The sequence below is a fragment of the Paenibacillus sp. 22594 genome (genome assembly GCF_052044425.1).
Classification (GTDB): Bacteria; Bacillota; Bacilli; order Paenibacillales; family Paenibacillaceae; genus Paenibacillus_AQ.
This window is the reverse complement of sequence record NZ_JBQENA010000007.1, coordinates 150380-173175: the sequence shown is the minus strand read 5'-3', so window position 1 is coordinate 173175 and position 22796 is coordinate 150380. Positions and strand designations below refer to the sequence as shown.

General features: G+C 50.6%; 20 protein-coding genes. 13 read left to right on the top strand and 7 right to left on the bottom strand.

The genetic code is table 11. The features are described from left to right. Positions 1 to 202 precede the first annotated feature (202 nt). The 4 genes from ACTJKB_RS21905 (at position 203) to ACTJKB_RS21890 (ending at position 3721) form a co-directional block, all read left to right on the top strand. Complete coding sequence (locus tag ACTJKB_RS21905; protein ID WP_440836490.1) at positions 203 to 958, top strand: spr1630 family ClpXP-sensitive toxin; 756 nt, start codon at positions 203 to 205, stop codon at positions 956 to 958. A 39-nt stretch (positions 959 to 997) separates the two neighbouring features. Further along, entirely contained in the window at positions 998 to 2206 is a 1209-nt protein-coding gene (locus ACTJKB_RS21900) for a spr1629 family repressor/antitoxin (RefSeq protein ID WP_440836489.1), read from the top strand. Between the two features lie 347 nt (positions 2207 to 2553). Further along, complete coding sequence (locus tag ACTJKB_RS21895) at positions 2554 to 2793, top strand: hypothetical protein (protein ID WP_440836488.1); 240 nt, start codon at positions 2554 to 2556, stop codon at positions 2791 to 2793. A 184-nt stretch (positions 2794 to 2977) separates the two neighbouring features. Continuing rightward, a complete protein-coding gene (locus ACTJKB_RS21890; protein ID WP_440836487.1) occupies positions 2978 to 3721 on the top strand; it encodes an MFS transporter in 744 nt (247 codons plus the stop codon). A 99-nt stretch (positions 3722 to 3820) separates the two neighbouring features. Here ACTJKB_RS21890 and ACTJKB_RS21885 read toward each other — a convergent pair whose 3' ends face one another. Further along, the gene (locus tag ACTJKB_RS21885) at positions 3821 to 4246 is read right to left on the bottom strand and encodes a VOC family protein (protein ID WP_440836486.1); all 426 of its coding nucleotides are present in this window, start codon (positions 4244 to 4246) and stop codon (positions 3821 to 3823) included. A gap of 117 nt (positions 4247 to 4363) precedes the next feature. Between ACTJKB_RS21885 and ACTJKB_RS21880 the strand changes: the two genes are divergently transcribed. Continuing rightward, positions 4364 to 5389 (top strand): helix-turn-helix transcriptional regulator, encoded by a 1026-nt coding sequence (locus tag ACTJKB_RS21880; protein WP_440836485.1) that lies wholly within the window; start codon positions 4364 to 4366, stop codon positions 5387 to 5389. Positions 5390 to 6161: 772 nt separating this feature from the next. Here ACTJKB_RS21880 and ACTJKB_RS21875 read toward each other — a convergent pair. The 4 genes from ACTJKB_RS21875 to pdxR form a co-directional block, all read right to left on the bottom strand. Continuing rightward, positions 6162 to 6494 (bottom strand): hypothetical protein, encoded by a 333-nt coding sequence (locus tag ACTJKB_RS21875; protein WP_440836484.1) that lies wholly within the window; start codon positions 6492 to 6494, stop codon positions 6162 to 6164. A gap of 94 nt (positions 6495 to 6588) precedes the next feature. After that, entirely contained in the window at positions 6589 to 7401 is an 813-nt protein-coding gene (locus ACTJKB_RS21870; protein ID WP_440836483.1) for a lipase family protein, read from the bottom strand. Between the two features lie 31 nt (positions 7402 to 7432). Continuing rightward, positions 7433 to 8266, bottom strand: a complete 834-nt coding sequence (locus ACTJKB_RS21865) for a lipase family protein (protein ID WP_440836482.1) — start codon at positions 8264 to 8266, stop codon at positions 7433 to 7435. 127 nt (positions 8267 to 8393) lie between these two features. Next, complete coding sequence (pdxR, locus tag ACTJKB_RS21860; RefSeq protein WP_440836481.1) at positions 8394 to 9815, bottom strand: MocR-like pyridoxine biosynthesis transcription factor PdxR; 1422 nt, start codon at positions 9813 to 9815, stop codon at positions 8394 to 8396. Between the two features lie 102 nt (positions 9816 to 9917). On the opposite strand from pdxR, the gene ACTJKB_RS21855 reads away from it, so the two are divergent. The 5 genes from ACTJKB_RS21855 (at position 9918) to ACTJKB_RS21835 (ending at position 15447) form a co-directional block, all read left to right on the top strand. Continuing rightward, positions 9918 to 10484: a GNAT family N-acetyltransferase gene (locus tag ACTJKB_RS21855; RefSeq protein WP_440836480.1), complete on the top strand. Its 567-nt coding sequence runs from the start codon at positions 9918 to 9920 to the stop codon at positions 10482 to 10484. Positions 10485 to 10647: 163 nt separating this feature from the next. After that, positions 10648 to 11115, top strand: coding sequence for an Hsp20/alpha crystallin family protein (locus ACTJKB_RS21850; protein ID WP_440836479.1), 468 nt, complete (start codon positions 10648 to 10650; stop codon positions 11113 to 11115). Between the two features lie 358 nt (positions 11116 to 11473). Further along, positions 11474 to 12475 carry a DnaJ C-terminal domain-containing protein gene (locus ACTJKB_RS21845; RefSeq protein ID WP_440836478.1) on the top strand — a complete coding sequence of 334 codons (1002 nt, stop codon included), beginning with the start codon at positions 11474 to 11476 and terminating at the stop codon, positions 12473 to 12475. 153 nt (positions 12476 to 12628) lie between these two features. Further along, positions 12629 to 15271: an ATP-dependent chaperone ClpB gene (gene clpB / locus ACTJKB_RS21840; protein WP_440836477.1), complete on the top strand. Its 2643-nt coding sequence runs from the start codon at positions 12629 to 12631 to the stop codon at positions 15269 to 15271. Beyond that, the gene (locus ACTJKB_RS21835) at positions 15271 to 15447 is read left to right on the top strand and encodes a hypothetical protein (protein WP_440836476.1); all 177 of its coding nucleotides are present in this window, start codon (positions 15271 to 15273) and stop codon (positions 15445 to 15447) included. Before clpB ends, ACTJKB_RS21835 begins: the two co-directional genes overlap by 1 nt. A gap of 459 nt (positions 15448 to 15906) precedes the next feature. Here ACTJKB_RS21835 and ACTJKB_RS21830 read toward each other — a convergent pair whose 3' ends face one another. Next, positions 15907 to 17163, bottom strand: a complete 1257-nt coding sequence (locus ACTJKB_RS21830) for an MFS transporter (RefSeq protein WP_440836475.1) — start codon at positions 17161 to 17163, stop codon at positions 15907 to 15909. Positions 17164 to 17233: 70 nt separating this feature from the next. Beyond that, positions 17234 to 19063, bottom strand: coding sequence for a glycosyltransferase family 2 protein (locus ACTJKB_RS21825; RefSeq protein ID WP_440836474.1), 1830 nt, complete (start codon positions 19061 to 19063; stop codon positions 17234 to 17236). A gap of 226 nt (positions 19064 to 19289) precedes the next feature. Here ACTJKB_RS21825 and ACTJKB_RS21820 point away from each other — a divergent pair, with 226 nt between their 5' ends. The 3 genes from ACTJKB_RS21820 to ACTJKB_RS21810 all read left to right on the top strand — a co-directional run bounded on the left by ACTJKB_RS21820 (position 19290) and on the right by ACTJKB_RS21810 (position 22790). Further along, the gene (locus ACTJKB_RS21820) at positions 19290 to 20906 is read left to right on the top strand and encodes an ABC transporter substrate-binding protein (RefSeq protein WP_440836473.1); all 1617 of its coding nucleotides are present in this window, start codon (positions 19290 to 19292) and stop codon (positions 20904 to 20906) included. An 83-nt stretch (positions 20907 to 20989) separates the two neighbouring features. After that, a complete protein-coding gene (locus ACTJKB_RS21815; protein WP_440836472.1) occupies positions 20990 to 21940 on the top strand; it encodes an ABC transporter permease in 951 nt (316 codons plus the stop codon). A gap of 4 nt (positions 21941 to 21944) precedes the next feature. After that, positions 21945 to 22790 carry an ABC transporter permease gene (locus ACTJKB_RS21810; protein ID WP_440836471.1) on the top strand — a complete coding sequence of 282 codons (846 nt, stop codon included), beginning with the start codon at positions 21945 to 21947 and terminating at the stop codon, positions 22788 to 22790. Positions 22791 to 22796 lie beyond the last annotated feature (6 nt).

Sequence of the window (22796 nt, the reverse complement as noted above, 5' to 3'; positions counted from 1 at the left end):
TTGAGTCCTTCTATTCTGAAGTGAATAATAATTAGCAGGAACGAGAATAATGCAAGCGAAGTACCTGGTAAAGCGCTAAAACTATAAAATTTTATGGTGATATACAATCAAACTTTAAGAAAATCAAAAAAAATCATTTCCATATCCTCCAGTTTCGATTAGAATATAACTGCCTTTATCATCGTGAATCGGAGTGGTGGATATGGAAGAATACAAATTCAATTCTGAACACAATAAGATGATTGTTGATGCTATCGTTGACGGGTACCGCGATTATATTGAACATCGTAAAGATCGAAAATCAAAAATGAAAATCAGTTCAGCTTTTGCCTGGACGAAGGGGAATTTTATTGAAAGCAGGCTTGCGGAAGATTGTGTTAATTACGGCTTCACGTACAAGAAATCAAAAGCGGGATTAACATGGGATTATCTTCAATTTATCCACGGAGACTCCAAGATCCTTTTTCTTATTAAAAATGCCGCTTATTTCAATGAGAGTTCCTTTTCGGCAGCAAAGATCCCAAACGAAAACAGCAAGAAAGGTCCTCATCGTACCTATCTTCATGATCTTTCAAAAATCAATAAAGAGTTGAAATTCTCTTCCAATCCGCAATTATCGACAGAAGGGAAAGAAGCTGAGCGGGTCGAACAACTTTCCTTCTGGATTGTTGAGAGTCAGGTGCGAGATGAACTGAAGAAATTCGCATCTTCATATACCGAATTCCACATTCTAACATATGCCCTGGATGAGGCTTACCAGATATCTGAAATCAAGCATTATTTGCCTAATCCGGTCGATAACATCGCTTATCTTGTAGAAGATCTCTCAGACTTTATCTCTGGAGCGGATTTAACGGACGAGGATCGTGAAGTCGTGGCACCGGAAATGAACGAAGAAATTATGGACCCGGCTGCATTTGATATCGGGATACTTGAAGATGAACAACAACAATCATGACTGGCAGAATGGTGTTAGTTAATTAAGGGGGATGTAGGCATGTTCATTGGTGAAAATCTGGCCAATTTACGGATCATGCATGGATATTCGAGAAAACAGCTCTCCGAAAAGTTAGGTGTCACAGAACAAGCAGTCTGGCAGTATGAGAACGCTTATACATCACCGAAATTGCAAATCGTGAATGAGTTAAAACGGATTTTCAGCGTTAAAAGTAAATACTTTTATACGGAAGACATGCTTGCTCGATATTTGACGCCTGCTAGTGTCGACTTAATGAACATCGCTTATCGTTCAAAAGTCTTGAATGTCATCTCGAAGACACAGGCAGAAGCGAAGCATGTTGAATACTTGGATGCTTTTATCAACTATATTACGGCCAAAGTTAGCCTTCCTACCCTTAAAATCATCAAGTTAAGGGATGAGGTTATTAATTTTTTAAATCATTCAGACGACGACAGAGCGGTTCAAATCAATCATGTTGCCCGTTTAGCGCGAGAAAGACTTGATTTAGCGCAATCGACAAATGATGATCTGATATTTCTGATCGAAAAAAGCGGAGTGTTTGTATTTGAGAAGGCCATTGGTGAAGAGATTGATGCCTACAGCCTCTGGACCCAGAACGATCGTCCCTACATCATCTTAGGCAATATGAAACGCTCGGCTGTACGGAGAAACTTCGACATCGCACATGAATTGGGTCATCTGTTGCTTCATTATCGCCTTGAGTTCGCTAACCTGGACCGGAAAGAGCACAAAATGATTGAGAATGAAGCGAATCTGTTTGCCGGAGCATTATTGTTGCCAGAGGACAAATTTGCAGTGGATATGAAGGATGTTGTCCATATCACTAACCCTGATGATTACCTCGATTTGAAAAAGAAATGGAAAACTTCGTTGCAGGTGTTGGGATATAGGGCAACTCAACTTGGGCTTATGGAACCCAAGAATCATCGGAACTTTTACGCGGCAATGCACCGAAAAAAATATTTGGAAAGGGAACCGCTCGATAAAATAATTCCGATCCAAAAACCAATGAAGGTTAAATCCATTATCGATCTCGTTTCGAAGAGAGGTTTAGTGGATATTCGTCAAATGATTGAAAACGATTGGAAAGCCGAAATGTCCTTCTTTCATCAACTGACAGGGATTGAGCCTGACTTTTTTAACAGGTATGTGACGAGAAACTTAGATTTTGATCTTCAAAATGTAACAAAAATACACGAGCATATTTCTAGCGATGATATGTAAGTGCTGCTATAGGCTGCAGTGAAAAGACGACCTTCATTCTTGTTTTCTGAATGAAGGTCGTCTTTTTGCTTTACAACAGGCTGACGATTCGGTGCCAAGGCTCTTCTAAAAGTCCGCCCTTTTATTAATTTATCTTGTAGAGTTAACCGGCACGTTATAGTAATCCCCAAATCTCATCTTGTCAAGAGATAATGTGAAAATGAGCGACATAGCGGGGGACCCCCCCTTATTCTTTCGAAATAGGAATGGATTTCCGAGGTTGAAGAGCGATATCGCTTTTTCCAATTCATCCGGTTTCACGTAGAATTTTCTTAGGCCATTACGAAAGACAGAAAAGGAGGAGCTGCATGAACAGAGTGGACAAAATCAGATTTATGCTCCTTTACGGTGAAGTGCCTGAAGCAAAATGTTACGGGTACATGGAGTTGAATCAGGATGGCCATATGATCGCGCTCTACAATAGGTATGGTGAGGAAATAGACATGTATGGTGGACATGAAATTGTCAGGGTACGGACACTTGGCAAATTCGATGACGAAGACCGCGATAATTTTTATTCCTTGTTAGAAAGTGATGGGGTAGGATGATCCGCACGATAGGCTGGCGATTCTACGAAATGTATATTCGGGAGGTAGAAGATGAACAAACGGGTTCAAGAAGCAAGTGAAATGAAGAGAGGGCCGATGTTAACCGCGCTACTCATCGGTGCATTTGTTGCGTTTCTTAACGAAAATTTGCTTGCCAATGCGCTTCCTGATTATTTATGCATTCATGTACTTGAAGAATGTGACAGAAGTAACCAAGCCAAAGGTCGATCTTGTATCCATTGTGATGTCAACCGTCGGTTTCGGTTGCGTCACCTACGGCTTCAGCCAAACAAGTGTCTCTCTAGAGCCCGAAGGTTACGTATTGATTGTAATTCTGATGATGGTTCTATTCGCCACAACAACATTGCTGCCGTTCTATATGCAGGATGTGCTGAAGTTGCCCGCATTCTCGGCAGGCTTACTTCTAATGCCAGGCAGCATTTTGAACGGGATGCTGATGCCGGTATCGGGGAAATTATTCGATAAATTTGGGCCGAGACTCGTCATTGTGCCCGGACTATTCCTGATCGCCATATCGTTGTGGCTATTTGCCGGCATCGCCAGTGATACAACACAAGGTTCCGTTCTGTTCAATCATGTCCTCTTATTCTTAGGCATGTCGTTCGTCGTCATGCCGGCTCAGACGGCAGGATTGAATCAACTTCCGCGTCACCTGGTCCCTCATGGCACAGCCATATACAATACGCTTGAGCAGATTGCAGGGGGAATGGGCATCGCATTGTTCGTCGGCATCATGTCGTCTGGAGCCAATCGTTATCTTCATCATTCGCTCGATCCCACTGCGATGCATGAGAAGACACAAGGCATGGTTTCCGGTCTGCAGACGGTTTTTTGGATTGAGTTTATTCTTGCAATACTTATTTTGGCGCTGGGCTGGTTTATAAAAAAGGCCCCTGAACATAATTGATTCATCACTAGGCACAGGGAATGGCTTACACCTTTTGGTATAAGACGTATTTGCCGAAGAATCCCCTTCCGCTAACAACAGCAGAAGGGGATTCTTCAATTATTGCCCGCGCTTTGTGAACACCTGGAAAGCCACACCGAACTTGTCGGTGACCATGCCGAACGCGGGACTGAAGTAGGTGGGAGCGAGCTCTATATCAACTTGCCCGCCTTCTTTTAATAAGTGATAAAGCTGCTCTGCCTCTGCGGCGTTGTCGACCGTAATACAAATGTTGATGCCATTGCCCGGGACCAGCGCCTGTCCTTCCTCCAGATCGGCCACAAAAAAATCCGTCTCTCCCACGCGCAGTACGGAATGGGCAATGCGTGCCTTGGCTTCCTCTGACATCGGTGTATCGGGATTCTGCGGCCCTTCTCCGGCCGTTTGCTTGAAGAGCAGCTTCGCTCCCAGCGTCTCCTGATAAAATTCAATCGCCTTCTGTGCATTTCCGTCGAGCAGTATAAAAGGATTCAGCTGTATAGGCATGTTCAAATCTCTCCCTATGGTTGGATTTGCCCGCCACCAGCGGCTGGGCTATATATTCATTGTAGGATATAATAGTGACAAGTATTGTCACAAATAAAAAGATATTGGAGCTGCGCTATGTCTAAATCGAAACGATTGCTGGACCTGATGATGACCGTCAACCGCAAGCGCAAGTTCACCGTCAAAGAGCTGGCGGCGGAATTCGGCGTGTCTACGCGCACCATCCTTAGGGATTTGCAGGAGCTGGGTGAGCTGGGTGTCCCGCTCTATTCCGAAGTGGGGCCGCACGGCGGATACCAGGTGCTGAACGAGAGAATCCTCCCACCCATTGCCTTTACTGAGGAGGAGGCGGTGGCTATCTTTTTTGCCAGCCATTCTCTGCGCCATTACAACTATCTGCCGTTCAAGGAAGAATCTTTGTCTGCTTTGCACAAGTTCTATCATTATATGTCCGGGGATGTCCGCGACCGAATAGATCGGATGAAGGACCGGATAGATTTCGTAATCCCGTCAAGACAAGCCGAGTTTCCGTATCTCGCTATTCTGCTGGAAGCGGCTACGGGGCAAAAAGTGCTGCGGATTGATTATGAAGCCAGGGGTGAACGTATGGAAAGAGCCATTCAGCCGATCGGCATCTATGCGAGCAGCGGGTTGTGGTATTGTCCAGCCTACTGTTTCCTGCGGAGCAGCATCCGTGTGTTCCGCTGTGACCGGATGCATGCAGCAGTGTATGACACCTCTGGCCCTGCACCGCTGGATCTGCGGGATGTGCATTTGGGAAATAAGGATGATTACAGCCATGTGCAGCAGGGTGGAGAATTCGAGTGGCGGAAGGATCCGGAGCAGGGAGTGGATAAAAGACAGGATCGGAAGACAGCTAAGAACCTGCAACAGGTCCGATTGTACGTTGAGCTGACCCATGAAGGCGTTCAGGCATGCGAGGCTGAGCTATGGTCGGCATCCATACTCCATATCCGCGAAGACGGCACCGGTATCTTGGAAGGAGAGATCCCGCGCAAGGATCTGGGATTCTTCACGCGGTTCGTGATTGGCCTGTGCAATGAGGCTGCGGTACAGGAACCGCCGGAGCTGGTCGTGGGGGTGAAGGAACTGCTCGCTGAAATGCTGGCGAAATATAGTTAGTGCAGCAGTAAAGAAGATTTCTGGAGGAAGTGGATTATGGTTTATGTCACTCTGTTTTCACCTTCTCTTTGGCTTATGATGCGGTGGACCGTATCATAAATGAGGGCAAGTTTTTCAGAAAAAACGAAGCACTATCGGACAGAATAGCGTGGTAAATGCTTAGGATTTATGTGGTTCACCGCATTGTATCTAAACATAAAGTTCATTATTAACACGAAAATAATGACAAAACCAATTGACTATTGATGGTAGCTGTTATCTGTTAAGGTTTTGGTTAAGATGAGTTGCTGATTGCACTAACGAAAAACGATAGTTCGATAAATGAGAAGTTCTATCCAAAGAAACCACTCCATTGTTAGGAGCGGCTATATCTTTATATGATGTATACATTGTGGTCGAACTGTACTTTGTGTTTAATTACAATACGCTGAACCGTACCATAAGTAGGGGCAAGTTTTGGTGGTGCATGATGGATGAGTCTTGCTTGCAGAAAGCAAAAGCCCCTCCACTGTTGCAGTTGCAGCGGAATGGGCTACTCTAGGATACCTGATAGGACCATACTTTCGACATCTTTTTTCGATGACAAACCGTTTCAAAGCCAATCTTTGCATAGAATTCGGGAACGCCACCAAAACAGTACGAGGCACCAAGCTCTTTTGTCCGTTTCATTAGTTCGGTTATAGCAATGGTAGTCCCCATTAGGAGCTTTAATGATGATGGTAAGGTCGTTACGGAAATGCGGACCACTCTCATCAGCAGTCTGCAATCAAGATCAGGGGAGACCGGTGAAAACAGACTGGAGATGCGGAAACAGAACGCGTGATATAAAAAGGCCGCTGATTGCCACGACCAGCATATTCAGTAGCAGCAATAGGTTTATTACATAGGATAATTTTGTCCTTCCTGGCGTTTTCTTGGAGAATAGCTTGCGGGTTACGCTGTTCACCCATTTCCAATTCAGAAGAACATGAATAACGATAGGTAATCCCAGAACGATACCGAAAATTTCGTGGAATTTCAGTCCCGTAAGTTCTACGGGATACAGCAAGATAAAGAGAAGAGCCATACCGGTGTCAAATACAAACTTGAATATATTCTTTTTCATACTTTAAGATCCCCTTCACTGGTGCTTAATGTGGTTCCAGTGTAGCAAGGGGATTTCTTAGCATTATGGTGGAATCATGGGATTAATCACATTTTCAGCGAAATGGAACACATAATCCTGTATCGGGACAAAATCCCGGGTTTCCATGACATAGTACTTGGGTGAAATCAAGATTCTGTTGGCTGAGATTCTTAAAATAGCAGACAATCTCATGATTGCGAACAGGTAAGCTATTCAGCTGGAAAGAGAGTGGAACCTTCGTGTCTACATGCCGATAGAATAATCCATCCTTTGTAAACGGAGGTGGATAGGCTCGAGCCGGTAAAGTCGGAATAATGTCATGGATATTGAAAATACGAAAACTGTTCTTTACCGTTTGGTTAAAGCGGGAAGCGAAGGCAGGGTCTGCAGCACGAGGACTGCCATACGTATACACGAAGGGATTCTTAAACGGGGTGTTAACTGCAATATCCAATGCAGCTAACACGGCTAAAGCTCCTCCTAAACTGTGGCCCGCAATAAATAGACCTTTTGTTGTAGAAAGCTTGTTTAATTCCTTGAGCAATTCATTTCTAGCCGACCGATAAATACATGTAAATCCACGATGGGTCTGACCTGCATTACTGACATATGGGTACGTAACCTGATATAAGTCTTGGTCCGACTCGTTGTCCTTAAATGTTCGGGTTCCTCTAAAAACTGCAATGATCCTATCTTGTGACTCTGCAATGAAACCAAATACTTCCTCTTCCGGCATTTCTACACCAGCAAGAGCATGTATGGTAAAGCGAAGGTTAAATCCTTTTGGCAAGATCACCGTTTTTTGTTCAAAAAGTTGATAGGACTGAAAGAGCATGGCCGCAAGCAATATCGCATCTTCACTGCTATAAACGCTTGAGATTCTCATATATGCAGCTCCTCGTTAGAAATTGTTGCCTTTAGGGCAAACAGCCTTGAAAGGGAAGACACATTTCGGTATTGGGACAAAAACCTGGATTTTCATGGCATAACGCTTCGGCAAAAAGAGGGTTTTTCTTGCTGAGGGTTCTAAAGTAGCAGGCAATCCCGTCATTACGCGGCGTATTATTCAGTTGAAAAGAGATCGAAACCTTTGATCTTACATGCTGATAGGTTAGTCCCTTTTTTGTAAACGGAGGCGGATATTTTTGAGCGGGGAAGGTTGGGAAAGAGTCATGAATATTTACAATTCGAACACTATTCCTGACCTTTTTGTTGAACTTTAAAGCAAAGTTTGGGTCTCCAACACGCGGACTGCCGTAAGTATAGAGGAAGGGATTCTTGAACTTGGTGTTTACTGCAATGTCTAAAGCCGCTAATGTGGCCAAAGCTCCACCGTAGTTGTGACCGGTAATATACAACCTTTTTGTTCTAGGCAGCTTATTAATTTCTCTGATGAATTGGTTTCTTGTTGATTGATAAAGACGTGTAAACCCACGCGAGGTTCTTCCCCCATTTCTAACAAAAGGATAGCGCACCTGAAATATGTCATAGGATACTAAGAGATCCGCAGGATACGAGGCGTATCCTCTAAATGCTATAATGATTTGCTTTTGTGACTCTGCAATAAAACCAAATACTAATTGCGTAGGATTCTCTACGTCAGCAAATGCACGAATGGTATATCGAAGCTTAAAGCCTTTAGGCAAGATCAGCTTTCCTTCTAAGAAAAATGGATAGGTCTGATAACTCATAGCCGCAAGTAATATTGCCATTTTACTATTGAAAATATTCTTTTTGTAGGTATAACCCATATAAGATGCTCCTTTCCTTCTATTTTTGACAGACACATTTAAGATATGAAACTCATTTGTAAAAGATGATGTCCCAATTGGCTGGTTGTAAGAATTCCTTTCAGAATCTGTATGGTTCGGGCTGAATTTACTTTTCGGTGCTCGCCCACACCCCGGCCAGCCGCCGGATTCCTTCTTCAATGCTCGCCTCGGCAATGCCGCCGAAGCCCAGGATAAATTCCGGTTCATCGCTTTCGGGACGGTTCCACCAGGTATAGGACATTGGCGTAACGCGGATGCCTGCGGCCTCTGCGAGTTCCGCCAGCAGGCGCGCGCTGCCGCTGTTTCTTAGCGTGAGCAGAAGATGAAATCCGGCACCTTGACCGGAAACGGCAGCCTTTTCCCCGAAATAATGCTGGATGGCTCGCAGTAGAAGATCATGCTTCCTCTGATAGACCAGTCGCATCCGCCGAACATGCTTGGCAAAATGCCCTCTCTCGATAAAATAATGCAGCGCAATCTGATTCAGCCGGGAAGCCGAGTGCTCCAGGTACAGCTCGCTTTTCAGACGGTGATAATCCGGCACAAGCTCCTTGGGCAGCACCATATAATGAATGCAGAGCGCCGGGGCTACCGATTGGGCGAAGCTGCACATATAGATTACAGGGCTGTCTTCCAAGAGTCCCTGCAGCGCGGGAATCGGCCGTCCATGATAGCGGAACTCACCGTCGTAATCGTCTTCTATAATATAGCCGCTGTTCGCCCGGGCCCAGTCCAGAAGCGCCAGCCGCTTCGCGATTGGCATCACCATCCCCCGGGGGAACTGGTGGGAGGGCGAGAGATATACGGCATTGGCCCTGCTGTTGTACAACTGCTCTATATCCAGTCCATCTTCCTGCAAGGGGACAGGAATGATTTGAAATCCATGCCGCTTGAACGCCGCAGGAAGTAGGTGGTATCCCGGATCTTCAATGGCGATCCGGTTTGTCTTCTCCTGCAGCAGCAGTGCAGCAAGCGAGCATAGCGTATACTGGTCGCCGCCGATCACAACTTGCTCTGCGGTGCAGCGCAGCCCGCGGAATTGCTGCAAATGGGCGGCAATGCTCTCCCGCAATGCTGGTTCTCCCTGGGGATCGCCATACTGCAGCAGATCGGGATTGGCAAGCTGCTCCTGGTAGAGGCAGCGCCATATTTTGTCCGGGAAGAGGGAGAAGTCGTTACGCGAAATATGGAAATCATACGGATAGGTACGGGAATCCCGGGCGGTGATTGTCGGCAGCGTCAGCGGATGCTGTTCCGGCTCTGCCTTAACGCCGCTGACCAGATGCACCTGCTGAACATAGTAGCCGCTGCGCGGTCTGCTCACAATGAAGCCCTCAGACAGCAGCTGCTGGTAAGCAAGCTCAACTGGAGTGGCGCTAAGCTGCAGCTCAGCAGCCATCATGCGGATGGAGGGCAGCCGGGTACCCATAGGCAGCGAGCCGCTGATGATCTCTTTTTTGAAATAGTCGTATAGCTGTATGTAGTAAGGCACTCCGCCAGTGTCGCTAAGATTCGGGACAAGCAGCATAGTAACTCCTGTCTGTCCTTTAAAAAAGGACGGTTTTGTCTATTTGTAAGTATACAATTTTACCGTACCATTGAGCTATACAGTAGACAGGGGATGAAGAAAATGAGCAAGCAATCAGGACTATTAATGGGAGAGAAGGTGTACCTGCGCCCGCTTAATGCGGAAGACGCCGAGCTGTATTACCATATGTTCTATGGTGCGGAAACCCGCAGACTTACAGGGACGCAGAAGCATCTGACCAAGGAGCAGATCGCGGCATATATTGAGCACAAACCAGGGGATGACAGCTCGGTGCTTCTACTGATCGCCCTTAAGGAGAATGATGAGATCATTGGCGACATCGCGATTCAGGATATGGACCGTAATAACCGTACAGCCAATTTACGGATCGCCATCGGCGAAGAGAGTCATCAGGGACAAGGCTTCGGCCGGGAGGCGCTGCTGCTGATGCTGGACTACGGCTTCGGGATTTTGAATCTGCACCGTATTGAATTGGAGGTCTATACATATAATAACCGTGCTGCGCACGTGTATGAGTCGATTGGCTTTGTCCGGGAGGGCGTGCGGCGGCAGGTGCTTTTCTACAATCATGAGTACCATGATGTTGTAATGATGAGCATGCTGGAGAATGAGTACAGAGAGCGTTATCCAGCGACGAAGGTCAAATAAGATCAAAAAAGGAATAACACTAAAATTTGGGTTTAAAAATGAGCTGAAATGCCGGATTTTCCCGGTTTTTCGGCTTATACAGGTTTTGTCTTCCCCCGGAAAGGGGGCTATAATAAAGCCATAGGTCAAATAAAGTCAAAGTCAAATGAGAGGAGAATGAGAGATGTTTGATTTAGTTCCTTTTGGAAAACGCAGAGATGATGCTTTTGGTGTGCTGGCCAAGTCCCTGAATGAAGTGTTTAATGATGATTTCTTTGCACCGATGAAAAGCTCCACCCTGTCCTTCCGTACAGATATTCGTGAGAGTGAGCAAGCGTATCTGATTGAGGCGGAACTGCCCGGCTTCACAAAAGAGGAAATCGACATTGATTATGCCAGCCCTTATTTGACGATTAAGGCAGTACGCAAAGAAGAAAACAGTGAGGAAAACAAGGACCATCAGGTGGTGCGCAGAGAACGCCGATATGGAGAGTATGTCCGCCGGTTCTATGTCCAGGATATTGCCGAGGATGAGATCCGCGCTTCGCTGAAGGACGGCCTGCTGACCCTGTCGGTACCGAAACGGCAAAAACCGCTGGGCAAACGCATTGAGATCCAGGACAGCGGCAATTCCGGTGAGCAGCTTCAATAAAAGCAAATCAGGAAGGGCATGTGGCAGGCATCCGGGGGAAGCGGAGCGCGCTGAGCGTATGCACAATTGATTGTAAATGTTGAAGGAAGCAGACGTTCAAGTTCGGACGGATGGGCTGGTAAAAAGGGTTTCCGGGCCGCGGCCAACGCCGTTCCCCTAAGATCCCTGCAGGAACAGCCGATTCACCGGGCTTTTCATATAGCACCATCATACAGGCGCATTGTAGTGGGAATTCCGGCTATGGTGCGCCTTTTCACGAAATTGATCAGCTGTAGCTTCTACAGCACCGCAATAGAAAATAGGGTAATTAAAAGTAGACAAGGAATACGGCTCTAGTTCACGAAAGGAGGAGGTATCCTTGGCGGCAAACTATTATGAAGCTTTGGGAGTAGGGGAAAAGGCCTCTAAGCAGGAGATTAAGAAGGCCTACCAGAAGCTCGCCAAGAAATGGCATCCCGATGTCAATAAGGCACCGGGGGCAGAAGCCAAGTTCAAGGAAGCGGCGGAAGCCTACGAAGTACTTGGCAATGATGAGAAGAGGAAATCCTATGACGAGGAGCTCCGTTACGGTTTCGGCGGCGCAGCAGCCGGCAAGGGACATCGGCGGGGCGGAGCTTCGTCTGCGTCGTATGGGGAGACGCCTTTTGGTACAGGATGGAGCGGTAGCTCCACCTCCTCCGGCGGCGGTATGGAGGGCGAGGATTTGTTTGACATGTTTTTCGGCAGCAGGGGGGCTGCGGACCGGGCAGGATTTGATTTCTTCTCGGGCAGCGGGGGCGCTGGTAATCCTTTTGGCGAGGCCCGCAGTACGATGCAGGCGCAGCTTGAGGTCACATTGGAGCAAGCGTATAAAGGCGGAGACATCCGCGTCCAGGTTGGCGGGAGAGACGTGAACGTCAGCATTCCGGCCCGTGCCGCTGAGGGAACCGTAATCCGGATTCCCGGTAGCAGCGGGAATGGGGCGGCGCAGGGCGGTGACCTGCTGATCTCGCTGCATCTGCTGCAGCATGATATTTACGAGCCGGAGAGCGGGGACCTGTATGGCTCGGTAGAAATTGCACCGTGGCAGGCCGTGCTTGGCGGCGAAGCCAAGGTTCCGCTGCCGGACGGCAGCAGCGTGAAGCTGAAGATCCCGGCCGGGATGGCCGGCGGCCAGACGCTGCGCCTCTCCGGCAAGGGCCTGAAGCGGCCGAATGGCGCGAACGGTGATATTCTGTTCGCGGTGGAGATTGTGATTCCCGCCGATCTGACGGAGGCGGAGAAGAAGCTGTACCGCCAGCTGTCCGAAGCTGGCAGCTTCCAGGCCGGGCCCAAGCGGCAGGGCCCGGGTGCAACGCGGCGCAAGGCCGCAATGCGTTAAGCGCCGGGCGCACGCGGGCGATGGCCGGGCGGGCGAGAACCCGCGCCGCGGCCGGAACAGGCGGGAACAACGGCAGAAACGCCGTTGTTGGGCGCGTCGCGGTCGCCCGGATTCCCGGCGAACAGGCAAAACCACAGAAAGGTGATGAAGGAAATGGACTTCAACAAATTAACACAGAAGCTGCAGGAGGCGGTTGCCGCAGCGCAGTCGCTGGCAGCGGCTGCCGGGCATCAGGAGATTGATAATCTCCATCTGCTCAAGGCGCTGCTCCAGCAGCATGAGGGTCTTCTGCCGCGCCTGCTGCAGAAGATGAATATTCCCGTACCCGAGCTGATGCAGGGTACGGAGGAACTGCTGCAGCGGAAGCCCAGCGTCAGCGGCTCCGGCGCAGGGACGATGCGGCGGTATGCCTCGCCTTCGCTGATCGCTGTGCTGGAGCAGGCGGAGAAGGAAGCTGCACAGATGCAGGATGAATTCGTGGCGGTGGAACACGCGGTGCTTGCGATGGTGTCTGACTCTGGCAGCGGGAACCGGGAACTCAGCAGACTATTTACCAGCCGGGGCGTGACGCGTGACAAACTGCTGGAGGTGCTGGCGGAGATTCGCGGCCATCAGCGGGTGACAAGCCGGGAACCGGAAGCGACCTATGAGGTGCTGGAGAAATACGGGCGCGATCTGGTGGCCGAGGTGCGGGCGGGCAAGGTTGACCCCGTCATCGGGCGTGATGGGGAGATCCGCAGGGTCATCCGCATTCTCTCCCGCAAAACCAAGAACAATCCGGTGCTGATCGGTGAACCCGGTGTCGGGAAGACGGCGATTGTTGAAGGGCTGGCCCACCGGATTGTCCGTAAGGATGTACCGGAGGGACTGAAGGATAAGACGATTTTTTCGCTCGATATGAGTGCACTGATCGCTGGGGCTAAATACCGGGGAGAGTTCGAGGAGCGGCTGCAGGCGGTGCTGAAGGAGATCCGAGAGAGTGACGGACGGATCATTCTGTTCATCGATGAGCTGCATACAATTGTCGGTGCGGGTAAAACCGAAGGCGCGATGGATGCTGGCAACATGCTGAAGCCGATGCTGGCGCGCGGCGAGCTGCATTGTATCGGGGCGACGACACTGGATGAATACCGCAAATATATTGAAAAGGACCCGGCGCTGGAGCGCCGCTTCCAGCAGGTACTGGTCAACGAGCCGGATGTGGAGGATACCATCTCCATTCTGCGCGGGCTGAAGGAGCGTTTCGAAGTCCATCACGGGGTGAAAATCCATGACAGCGCGCTGGTAGCCGCCGGTGTTCTGTCGAACCGGTATATTACGGACCGATTCCTGCCGGATAAGGCCATCGATTTGGTGGACGAAGCGTGTGCCATGATCCGGACGGAAATTGACTCCATGCCGGGCGAGATGGACGAGGTAACCCGCAGACTGATGCAGATGGAGATTGAAGAAGCGGCGCTCAAAAAAGAAACCGACGACGCCAGCAAGCGTCGCCTGGAAACTCTGCAGCGTGAGCTGGCCGATCTCAAGGAGAAGCATCTGGGCATGACGGCACGCTGGGAGAAAGAAAAGTCGGCCATTCAGGGACTGCGTGAGCTGAAGAAAAAGCTGGAGCAGGCCCGGAAAGACCTGGTGGATGCGCAGGAGGTCTACGATCTTAACAAGTCTGCAGAGCTGAGCTACGGCATTATCCCCGATCTGGAGCGGCAGCTGAAGGCTGCAGAGGAAGCCGCTTCGCAGGATCAGGAGAGCCGTCTGCTGCGTGAAGCTGTGACCGAAGAGGAGATCGCCGATATTGTATCCCGCTGGACAGGTGTTCCGGTGACGAGATTGGTTGAAGGTGAACGGGATAAGCTGCTGCGGCTGGAGGATACGCTCCATGAGCGGGTAGTTGGGCAGGAGGAGGCCGTCCGGCTGGTCTCGGATGCGGTGCTCCGGGCCAGAGCGGGTATCAAAGACCCGAACCGGCCGATAGGTTCATTCCTGTTCCTCGGGCCGACGGGTGTCGGCAAAACAGAGCTGGCCAAAGCACTGGCTGTGTCGCTGTTCGACCGTGAAGACGGTATGATCCGCATCGACATGTCGGAATATATGGAGAAGCACAGCGTTTCCCGTCTCGTGGGTGCACCTCCGGGGTATGTCGGCTATGAGGAAGGCGGCCAGCTTACAGAGGCGGTACGCCGCCAGCCGTATACGGTGGTGCTGCTGGACGAAGTGGAAAAAGCCCACCCCGATGTATTCAACATCCTGCTGCAGCTGCTGGATGACGGGCGGCTGACCGATTCACAGGGCCGGATGGTGGATTTCAAGAATACGATTATCATCATGACCTCGAACATCGGCTCGCCGCATCTGATTCAGGGCACCGATGACAACGGGGAGCTTACGAATGCGGTCAAGGACCGGGTCATGAAAGAGCTGAGCGGCCATTTCCGGCCGGAGTTCCTGAACCGCGTGGACGACATTGTGATGTTCAAGCCGCTCCAGCTGGATGAGATTGAACAGATTGTAGTCAAATTGGTGGATGGACTCCGCCTGCGTCTGGCTGATCGCGGGGTTGGCCTTGCGCTTAGCGAATCGGCGGTGCGGTTTATCGCCAGGGAAGGTTTCGATCCGGTATATGGCGCAAGACCGCTGAAACGGTTCATCCAGCGGAGTCTGGAGACCCGTGTGGCGCGCGCACTGATTGCAGGTGAGGCAGAAGAAGGCTCGGTAATAGAGGTTAACGAGGCTGGAGGCGAACTGTCCGTATCTATCAGTCATCCGAAGCCGGCAGAGGCGCTTCACACCAAATAATGAAGTGGCCGGGACGCTTCGAAAATCAAAAAGATAGCGTAGCTGTACCTCGTACAATTCAATGGGCTGCGACATTCATCGCAGCTGTTGAATTGTATGCTATGCTGCCCAATTTCACTGAGCAAAGCAAACGTATTTTTCCTTCTATCATATTCCAGTTTGTTCCAGTAAAATAGATGGAGTAGATGGTGATGTAGTGGCTGGAAATCTAATGACGGCTTGCCGCATGAACCGGGCGGGGGTGAGAAAATCAGGAACATATCTTTGTTAAGATGGATTCGTTATTTTTTCTCGGCGGCAGTCATTGTCTTTGCAATTCTTGTATTTATCAAGCCTAATGAAAATGTAGGGTTGCTATTGATGAGCTCAAGCCTAAGTATGATGTGTTTATTCCAAGCGTTTGAGACCAGAACCACGCAGGCAAAAGCAGGGTCACGACAATATGCCAATTATGTGATGCTGCTGGTTGCATCGGCTGCGAACCTGGCTGCTTCTCTGTATATATTTAGCAGCCTTTTTTAGAGTGCTTATGCTCCAGGCCAACAAGCGTCCACAAGCCGTAAAGGCTGGGGACGCTTGTTTTTTTGGCCCCGTCACGATGCAGACACCGCACCTAACGCACCTGACAAGCCCCCTTACATCAGCTGCTCCTTTATTTTTAAATGACGATACAGCAGATATGCCGAAACAGAGCACAACAGCGCGCACAGTCCGATGAAGCCGTAGCCGGCCTGCAGTCCGCGCAGCAGTCCGATGCCTTCCTCTTGTCCCGAGGAGAACAGCTCCTTAATCCCTTCGGTGATGGCACCGATGAAGTAGTTGCCCAGCACGCTGGCAACACCGATGAGGGTGACGACGAAGGTGATTGCCGTATCACTTCCATTGCGGTAGCGGTCAGCGATCAGCGCCATAACTGTCGGGTAAATGGGCGCGATGCCGAGACCGGCGATGGCGAACAACACGGCTCCCGGTTCTCCCCAGAGGATGGCAGCGAAAGTACAGATGCCCGAGAATGCAGAGAACACAATCAGCGACAATGCGAAGCCGATCTTGTCCGTCAGGGGTCCGAGCACAAGCCGGGCCAGCGTGAAGCAGAGGAAGAACGCAGACAGCATGCCGGCAGCGGCTGGTGTTTCCCAGCCATAGGCTTTTTCCAGGAAATTGACCAGCCAGCCGCCGACAGCCAGCTCTGAGATCACGCCGAACGAAAGAACAGCAACCAGCAGCCAAATGACCGGATCACGGGAAATCGCGGAGAGCGGAATCCGATCCTCTGTCCGTGTGGCATCGCCGGGGAACTTGCCCAGAAACGCTGGAATCATAGGAATCATGGACAGCATCAGAATAATCAGATACACTCCGCGCCAATCCAGCATATGGCCGAATACCGTCACCGTCATCAGCCCGGAGGAGATCAGCGGAGCGACGGTTGAGCTTAGCCCATAGAAGAAGTGCGACAGGTTCATCATCGTCCCGGTATTCTTCACAAAGATCCTTGCTCCAAGCACAGCGAGACCGATTTCCAGCATACCGTTTCCGATATACATCAGAAAAAAAGAGCCTGACAGCGCCGGGTAGCTATGAGAGAGGAAGATGAACACACCGGAAACGGCCATGGAGCCGAAGGCGAGCAAGCTGACCGCCTTGATGCCGATCTTGCGGATCAGCAGGGCAGTGAAGGTGCAAGCCAGCAGATATCCGAGTGAGTTCAGCGACAGCAGGGTACCGAGCTGCATCTCATCCAGCCGGAGATCACTCTGGATACGCGGGATAGCGGGACCTTTGATATTTTCAGAAAAGCCGAAGATCAGATAGCCAACGAATACCGTCAGCAGCTGCAGTGTATAATTGCGTTTGGATGAAGCGGAATGGAGAGCCGGGTCAGCTTTCAAGATGTACCTCCTGGAGTTAAAGTGCGTCCTGGTTAGGGTTCTAACCGCATGAGGTTCATTATACCACCGCTCACTCTGTCCAAGGAACCAGATTAGGATGCTGGTCAAGAATGGACATATACTGCTCTTTCCAGCCGTACTGGCCGTCTGGGTCAAGCAGCATATAGCGCAGATATTTATCCAGCCGGAATTCTGCCTTGGACCAGCCCAGGTGTTTCAGCCGCAGATTGCTTAGCAGATGGGGAAGCTCAAAAACATTCTCCGGCAGCCGTCCACAGTGCTGGGGGAGATCATTCCATGCATAGCTGAAATCCTTGCGGTAGCGGAGCAGAAAGGGCCGGTAGCTCAGATGGGAGCGCCAATACTTGTCTTCACGGTAATGACGGTCATCCCAGAAATCGTACAGGCGGAAGCAGAACAGATCGCAGCTGTCCTCACGCAGCAGGCTGTCGATGTCTCCGGCAAACCGCTCTTCAAAAATCTCATCCGCATCCAGACTAAGTATCCATTCGGGATCAGTTTTCACAACCTCTTCCCATTGCTGCTTGCGCAGCTCGGATTCATTGCTGAACTTGGAGATGCTGTTGCGCACAAGGTGAAGCGGAATCCCCTGAAGAACCTCCCGGCAGATGTCAGCCGTACCATCGGTGCTGCCGTCGTCGATGATGACCGCCTCGTCGATGTACTGGCGGTGCGTCTGCAGAACCTGCCGCAGGAACCTCTGGCCTTCATTCTTGACCACCATGGTCAGGGTCAGCTTGGGTCTGTGGAGTGCAGCCCGTCTTTCAAAAGATACAGCAAATTCAGCTGCCGCACGCGCAGCCTTGTTGCTGTCTGCTCCCGCTTCCGGCAGCGGCTCCTTGCGCAGCCGCTGTAGGGCCTCCGCCTCCGTCCAAGGCTTGGCGCCGTTCTGGGCGGCGGAATGTGCAGCCGCTTTAGCCCCGGCACCATCTATAGCGGTCCGTTCGTGTCCTTCGTTCTCCCCGGCCTGGTCCTCCGTCTCTTCCGTTGTACCAGCTTCAACCTGCTCTACCGCTTCTTCAGCTCTTTCATTCTCTGCGTCCTCCTGGGTAAGAACTTCTGGTTCCACCCTGCAGAGCCGGATGAAATCTGCCACCTTGTCAAGGTCGCTGTCCCTGTACAGGTGCAGCGCCGGATAATGGGTATCCACATAGAGTGGAATGCCCAGGGCGGCGGCGCGGATGCAGAAGTGGCGGTCTTCGCCCCAGTAGGAGATATTGCGGACCCTGTCGTAGCTTGCGCCTGCAGTAATCGCCTTACGGCTGATCAGGGTACATGCGCCCAGTCCGCCAACCTCATAGATGCCCGGCTGCTGCAGCTTGGCCAGAAACTGGTGGAATCTGCGGTTGATTTCCTCCTGGCTGAGCTGCTCGCCCGGTTCTGCTTCCCATTGGTTGTATTCATCATGCATCCAGACCTGCGGCTGCAGCAGGGTGCCCGGCTGCCACTGCGTCCAGAAGACCTCGGAAATAATGTCCCTGTCTGTTCCAATCAGGTGCAGCAGCGTGTCCGGGTGCAGAATCAGGTCGGAATCGATCAGGAACAGATAATCATAGTCGAAGGCTTCAGCCCTCCGGATCATCAGGTTCTTGAAGCCTGCCACCTTCCAGACGAGGCTGGAGTTCCAGAAATGGGTTGTATCATTGCGGATATAGGCATCATGAAGGCCGGAGGATTGCAGGAACACTTCATTTCTGCGGGCGGCAAAATCCTCAAGCAGACGGCTGGACGCCTCATCCTCGTTGTCGTCGATTAGATAGAAATCCAGTTCGATGTTTACGCGCCGCAAGCGCAGCAGAGAATTCAGGAATTCCTGCAGAATATGCGGCTTCTGGTGAATCGGGCTGCCAAGCAGCACCCGCTTCTTGCTCTCGTTCATCATGGTCCACTCCAGTACAGATAGATGTATGGATTATATGTATTCAATATATTTACAGAGGTACTGGACTAACCCTCATTTTTTGCGGGATAAGAAGTTCAAACCATGTTTTTCCTTCGTGTTACATTTATGTTAATTCCCATCCATTGTAATTCCGAGTATTCCGATATATAATTCAGAAAAACAAAGAGTGAGCTTGCTCATAGACAATGGAGGAGAGAAAGATATGCGCAGAGGGTTATCTGGGGTTATAGCTATCATATTGTTAACATTTTTGATTAGTGCGTGCTCCGGGGGGAACAACGCCGCATCACCGGCAGCAAGCGGGACGCCTGCGGAATCACAGCAGCCTGCTGGGGTCGAAGGGCCGAAGGATGGAGGAAGCCTGATTATCGGTGTAGCAGCCGACCCGGTAGTACTTAATCCGAACTATGCGGGCGACCGTGTCAGCCTGACGATTGACCAGGCGCTGTACGCGCCGCTGTTCCAGGTCAACAATGGGAAGAAAACCTTTTATCTGGCGGACAGCCTGACACCATCTGCCGATAATCTTACCTATACACTGAAGCTGAAGAGCGGACTTACCTGGCATGATGGGGAGAAGCTTACAGCTGATGACATAGTGTTCACTATCGAGAAGATTCTGGATGAGAAGCAGAACAGCTTCCTGCGGGCCAACTTCCTGATTAATGACCAACCAATTACCGCCACGAAGGTGGACGATCTGACTGTGGAATTCAAGCTGCCGCAGGTCAGTCCGGCTTTCGAGGCTACCCTGGTGCAGGTCACTCCGATTCCGAAACACATTTTTGAGAATGAAACCGATATTGAGAAAAGCACCAAAAACGCTGCTCCGGTAGGCTCCGGCCCGTTCAAGTTCAAAGAATACAAAGCAGGCGAATATTTGACACTGGAGCGTTTTGACAACTATTTCGGCGGCAAGCCGCACCTGGATTCAGTGACCTACCGGATTGCTAAGGATGCGAACGCAGCCAATCTGGCCTTGCAGAACGGCGAGATTAATGTGCAATACCTTGACCCTAAGGATGTAGGTACGATTCAGGCCACGAATAATTTTGAAATCCTGCCGTACGCCGAAGGACGCTTGTCGTATCTGATGTTCAATGCGAACAGCGACACCGGTGTCCTGGCCAAAAAAGAAGTCCGTCAAGCCCTGTCACTGGCACTCAGCCGTGATGAAATCATCCAGACCGCTTACACTTCCAGTGAATATGCAGATCCGGCCAAATCATTCCTGACTCCGGATGCGTTGTACTTCACGAACGATGTGCCTACCTTTGATAACGATGCAGCGAAGGCCAAGGAAATGCTCCAAGCGGCAGGAGTCAGCAATCTGAAGCTGAGATTCATCGTGCAGAGCGGCAATAAGGCGCAGGAAGCCATCTCGCTGTATGTACAGCAGAAGCTGAAGGCCGTCGGCGTGGATGTTGAACTGAAGAGTATGGATTCTTCGGCCTGGGTTCAGAAGTTCATTGACCTGAAGGCCACTGATTTCGAACTGGCCCTGACCGGCTATATTATGGGTTATGATCCGGATGCTTACCGCATTCTGTTCACCTCGGGAGCGTCTTCGAACTATTCGCATTATGCGAATCCTGAAGTCGACAAGCTGCTGAATGAAGGTGCGGGTGAAGCCGACCCAGCCAAACGTGCGGATATTTACAAAAAAGCGCAGGAGATCGTCGCCGGGGATGCACCGATCTATCCCATCGCATATACCAAAACCGTTGTCGCTATATCCAAGAACTACGGCGGTCTTGAAGAAGCGGTACTGAAGCCTGTCGTGATTTTCGAAGACCTGTCCAAGATCTATCAGAAATAAGCGCGGGAAAAATAAATGCGGGAAAAAATAAGCTGGGCCGCCCAGCTTATTTTTTTGCCGGCGGGGAGCGGGAGAAGCTGCGTATGAGACAACTCATCGTCCGAAGATTGCTGCAAACACTGCCGATGCTGTTCTTTGTGTCGGTAGTGTGCTTTACCATGATCAAGCTGGCTCCGGGAGATCCGGTGCTGTCATTTGTTACGCCGAATATGCATGCGGATGACATAGAGCGTATCCGTCATAACCTGGGACTGGACAAACCGGCCTATATTCAATATTTAATCTGGATTAAAGAGATGGTACAGGGGAACTTCGGGTATTCCCTGGTTAACCACCAGCCTGTACTTGGGCAAATTCTGGAGCGCCTGCCAGCAACGGCCGGTCTGATGGGCAGCGCGATTGCGCTGGCTGTGCTGCTCTCGATTCCCCTCGGCCTGATTGCCGGAGCGAACCGCAACCGCTGGGCCGACAAGCTGATTAACTTCATTTCATATGTCGGTATCTCCATTCCATTATTCTGGCTGGCGATTCTGCTGATGTACCTGTTCGCGATCAAGCTGCACCTGCTTCCAAGCATGGGTATGCGCACCATTGGGGTAGAATCGGCGGCGGATGTGCTTAAGCATGGCATTTTGCCCTGCTCTGTGCTGGCCTTTGGTTTTCTTGCCGGTTATGTGCGTTATATCCGCTCCAGCACCATTGGACAGCTGAAGGAGGAGTATGTGCAGATTCAGTATGCTTTTGGCTCCAAAAAGTCGACGATATTGTTCCGTCATGTCCTGAAGCATGTGCTGTTGCCGGTGATTACGCTGCTCGGTATGTCGATGGGTGATCTGGTGGCGGGTGCTATCGTGACGGAGACGGTTTTTTCCTGGCCGGGCATTGGCTCGCTGGGCATGACAGCAGTCAAGGGAATGGATTATCCGCTAATCATGGGGATTACCCTGTTCTCCTCCCTGATGCTGATCTTTGGCAATCTGGTGGCAGATATACTCTACAGCTTCGTGGACCCGCGAATCCAACTAAAGGGGTGACCTCATGAACCGCAGTAAATGGAAAAATGTAAAAGACGAGCTGTTTGCGAACGGTCTGGGTGTCGCCGCCTTGCTGACTCTGATCGTGTTCACGCTTGGGGCAGTGTTTGCCTTTCTGTCCGGCTATGATCCTAATGCCATGGATGCCGTGGCCCGGCTCACGCCGCCGGGTACCGGCCATTGGTTCGGTACGGACGACTATGGCCGTGATTATCTGGCGAGAGCGCTATACGGCGGGCGCATCTCTCTCCTGGTCGGCTTCGCTTCAATGATTGTGGCGACAGGCATCGGGGCTACCATAGGTGTAATCAGCGGCTACTTTGGCGGCTGGCTGGATAATCTGCTGATGCGGATGCTGGATGTAATCATGTCGATTCCGTCCTTTCTGATTCTGCTGCTGCTCAGCGTGTATTTGAAGCCAAGCGTCGGTAACCTTATCATTATAATTGCTCTCTTGATGTGGATGAACGTGGCCCGGGTTGTCCGGGCGGAGACGATGACGATCAAGGAGCGTGAATATGTGCTCTATGCCAAAGCTTCAGGACAAAGCGCCTCCGGCATCATTTGGCGGCATATTCTCCCCGGCCTGGTCCCGGTAATTATCGTAGGTGCGACGAACAATATCGCTTCGGCGATTATGATGGAATCCTCACTGAGCTTTCTCGGGTTTGGAGTGCAGCCGCCGAATGCGACGTGGGGCAGCATGCTGAACAGCGCGCAGGGCTATATTGCCCAGGCGCCTTATCTCGCGCTGTTCCCGGGTCTTTTGATCCTGCTGACTGTACTGAGCTTTAATGTGCTGGGTGATATTTTACGTGTCGGCTTTGAACCGAAGCTGATGCGGAGATAAGGAGAG

Excerpts from the sequence above, each read along its gene's own strand:
- ACTJKB_RS21810 (WP_440836471.1), top strand. The coding sequence starts at position 21,945 with ATGAACCGCAGTAAATGGAAAAATGTAAAAGACGAGCTGTTTGCGAAC.
- ACTJKB_RS21850 (WP_440836479.1), top strand. The coding sequence starts at position 10,648 with ATGTTTGATTTAGTTCCTTTTGGAAAACGCAGAGATGATGCTTTTGGT.
- ACTJKB_RS21905 (WP_440836490.1), top strand. The coding sequence starts at position 203 with ATGGAAGAATACAAATTCAATTCTGAACACAATAAGATGATTGTTGAT.
- ACTJKB_RS21885 (WP_440836486.1), bottom strand. The coding sequence starts at position 4,246 with ATGCCTATACAGCTGAATCCTTTTATACTGCTCGACGGAAATGCACAG.
- ACTJKB_RS21865 (WP_440836482.1), bottom strand. The coding sequence starts at position 8,266 with ATGGGTTATACCTACAAAAAGAATATTTTCAATAGTAAAATGGCAATA.
- pdxR (WP_440836481.1), bottom strand. The coding sequence starts at position 9,815 with ATGCTGCTTGTCCCGAATCTTAGCGACACTGGCGGAGTGCCTTACTAC.
- ACTJKB_RS21890 (WP_440836487.1), top strand. The coding sequence starts at position 2,978 with ATGTACTTGAAGAATGTGACAGAAGTAACCAAGCCAAAGGTCGATCTT.
- ACTJKB_RS21820 (WP_440836473.1), top strand. The coding sequence starts at position 19,290 with ATGCGCAGAGGGTTATCTGGGGTTATAGCTATCATATTGTTAACATTT.
- clpB (WP_440836477.1), top strand. The coding sequence starts at position 12,629 with ATGGACTTCAACAAATTAACACAGAAGCTGCAGGAGGCGGTTGCCGCA.
- ACTJKB_RS21870 (WP_440836483.1), bottom strand. The coding sequence starts at position 7,401 with ATGAGAATCTCAAGCGTTTATAGCAGTGAAGATGCGATATTGCTTGCG.
- ACTJKB_RS21825 (WP_440836474.1), bottom strand. The coding sequence starts at position 19,063 with ATGAACGAGAGCAAGAAGCGGGTGCTGCTTGGCAGCCCGATTCACCAG.
- ACTJKB_RS21815 (WP_440836472.1), top strand. The coding sequence starts at position 20,990 with ATGAGACAACTCATCGTCCGAAGATTGCTGCAAACACTGCCGATGCTG.
- ACTJKB_RS21895 (WP_440836488.1), top strand. The coding sequence starts at position 2,554 with ATGAACAGAGTGGACAAAATCAGATTTATGCTCCTTTACGGTGAAGTG.
- ACTJKB_RS21835 (WP_440836476.1), top strand. The coding sequence starts at position 15,271 with ATGAAGTGGCCGGGACGCTTCGAAAATCAAAAAGATAGCGTAGCTGTA.
- ACTJKB_RS21880 (WP_440836485.1), top strand. The coding sequence starts at position 4,364 with ATGTCTAAATCGAAACGATTGCTGGACCTGATGATGACCGTCAACCGC.
- ACTJKB_RS21875 (WP_440836484.1), bottom strand. The coding sequence starts at position 6,494 with ATGAAAAAGAATATATTCAAGTTTGTATTTGACACCGGTATGGCTCTT.
- ACTJKB_RS21855 (WP_440836480.1), top strand. The coding sequence starts at position 9,918 with ATGAGCAAGCAATCAGGACTATTAATGGGAGAGAAGGTGTACCTGCGC.
- ACTJKB_RS21900 (WP_440836489.1), top strand. The coding sequence starts at position 998 with ATGTTCATTGGTGAAAATCTGGCCAATTTACGGATCATGCATGGATAT.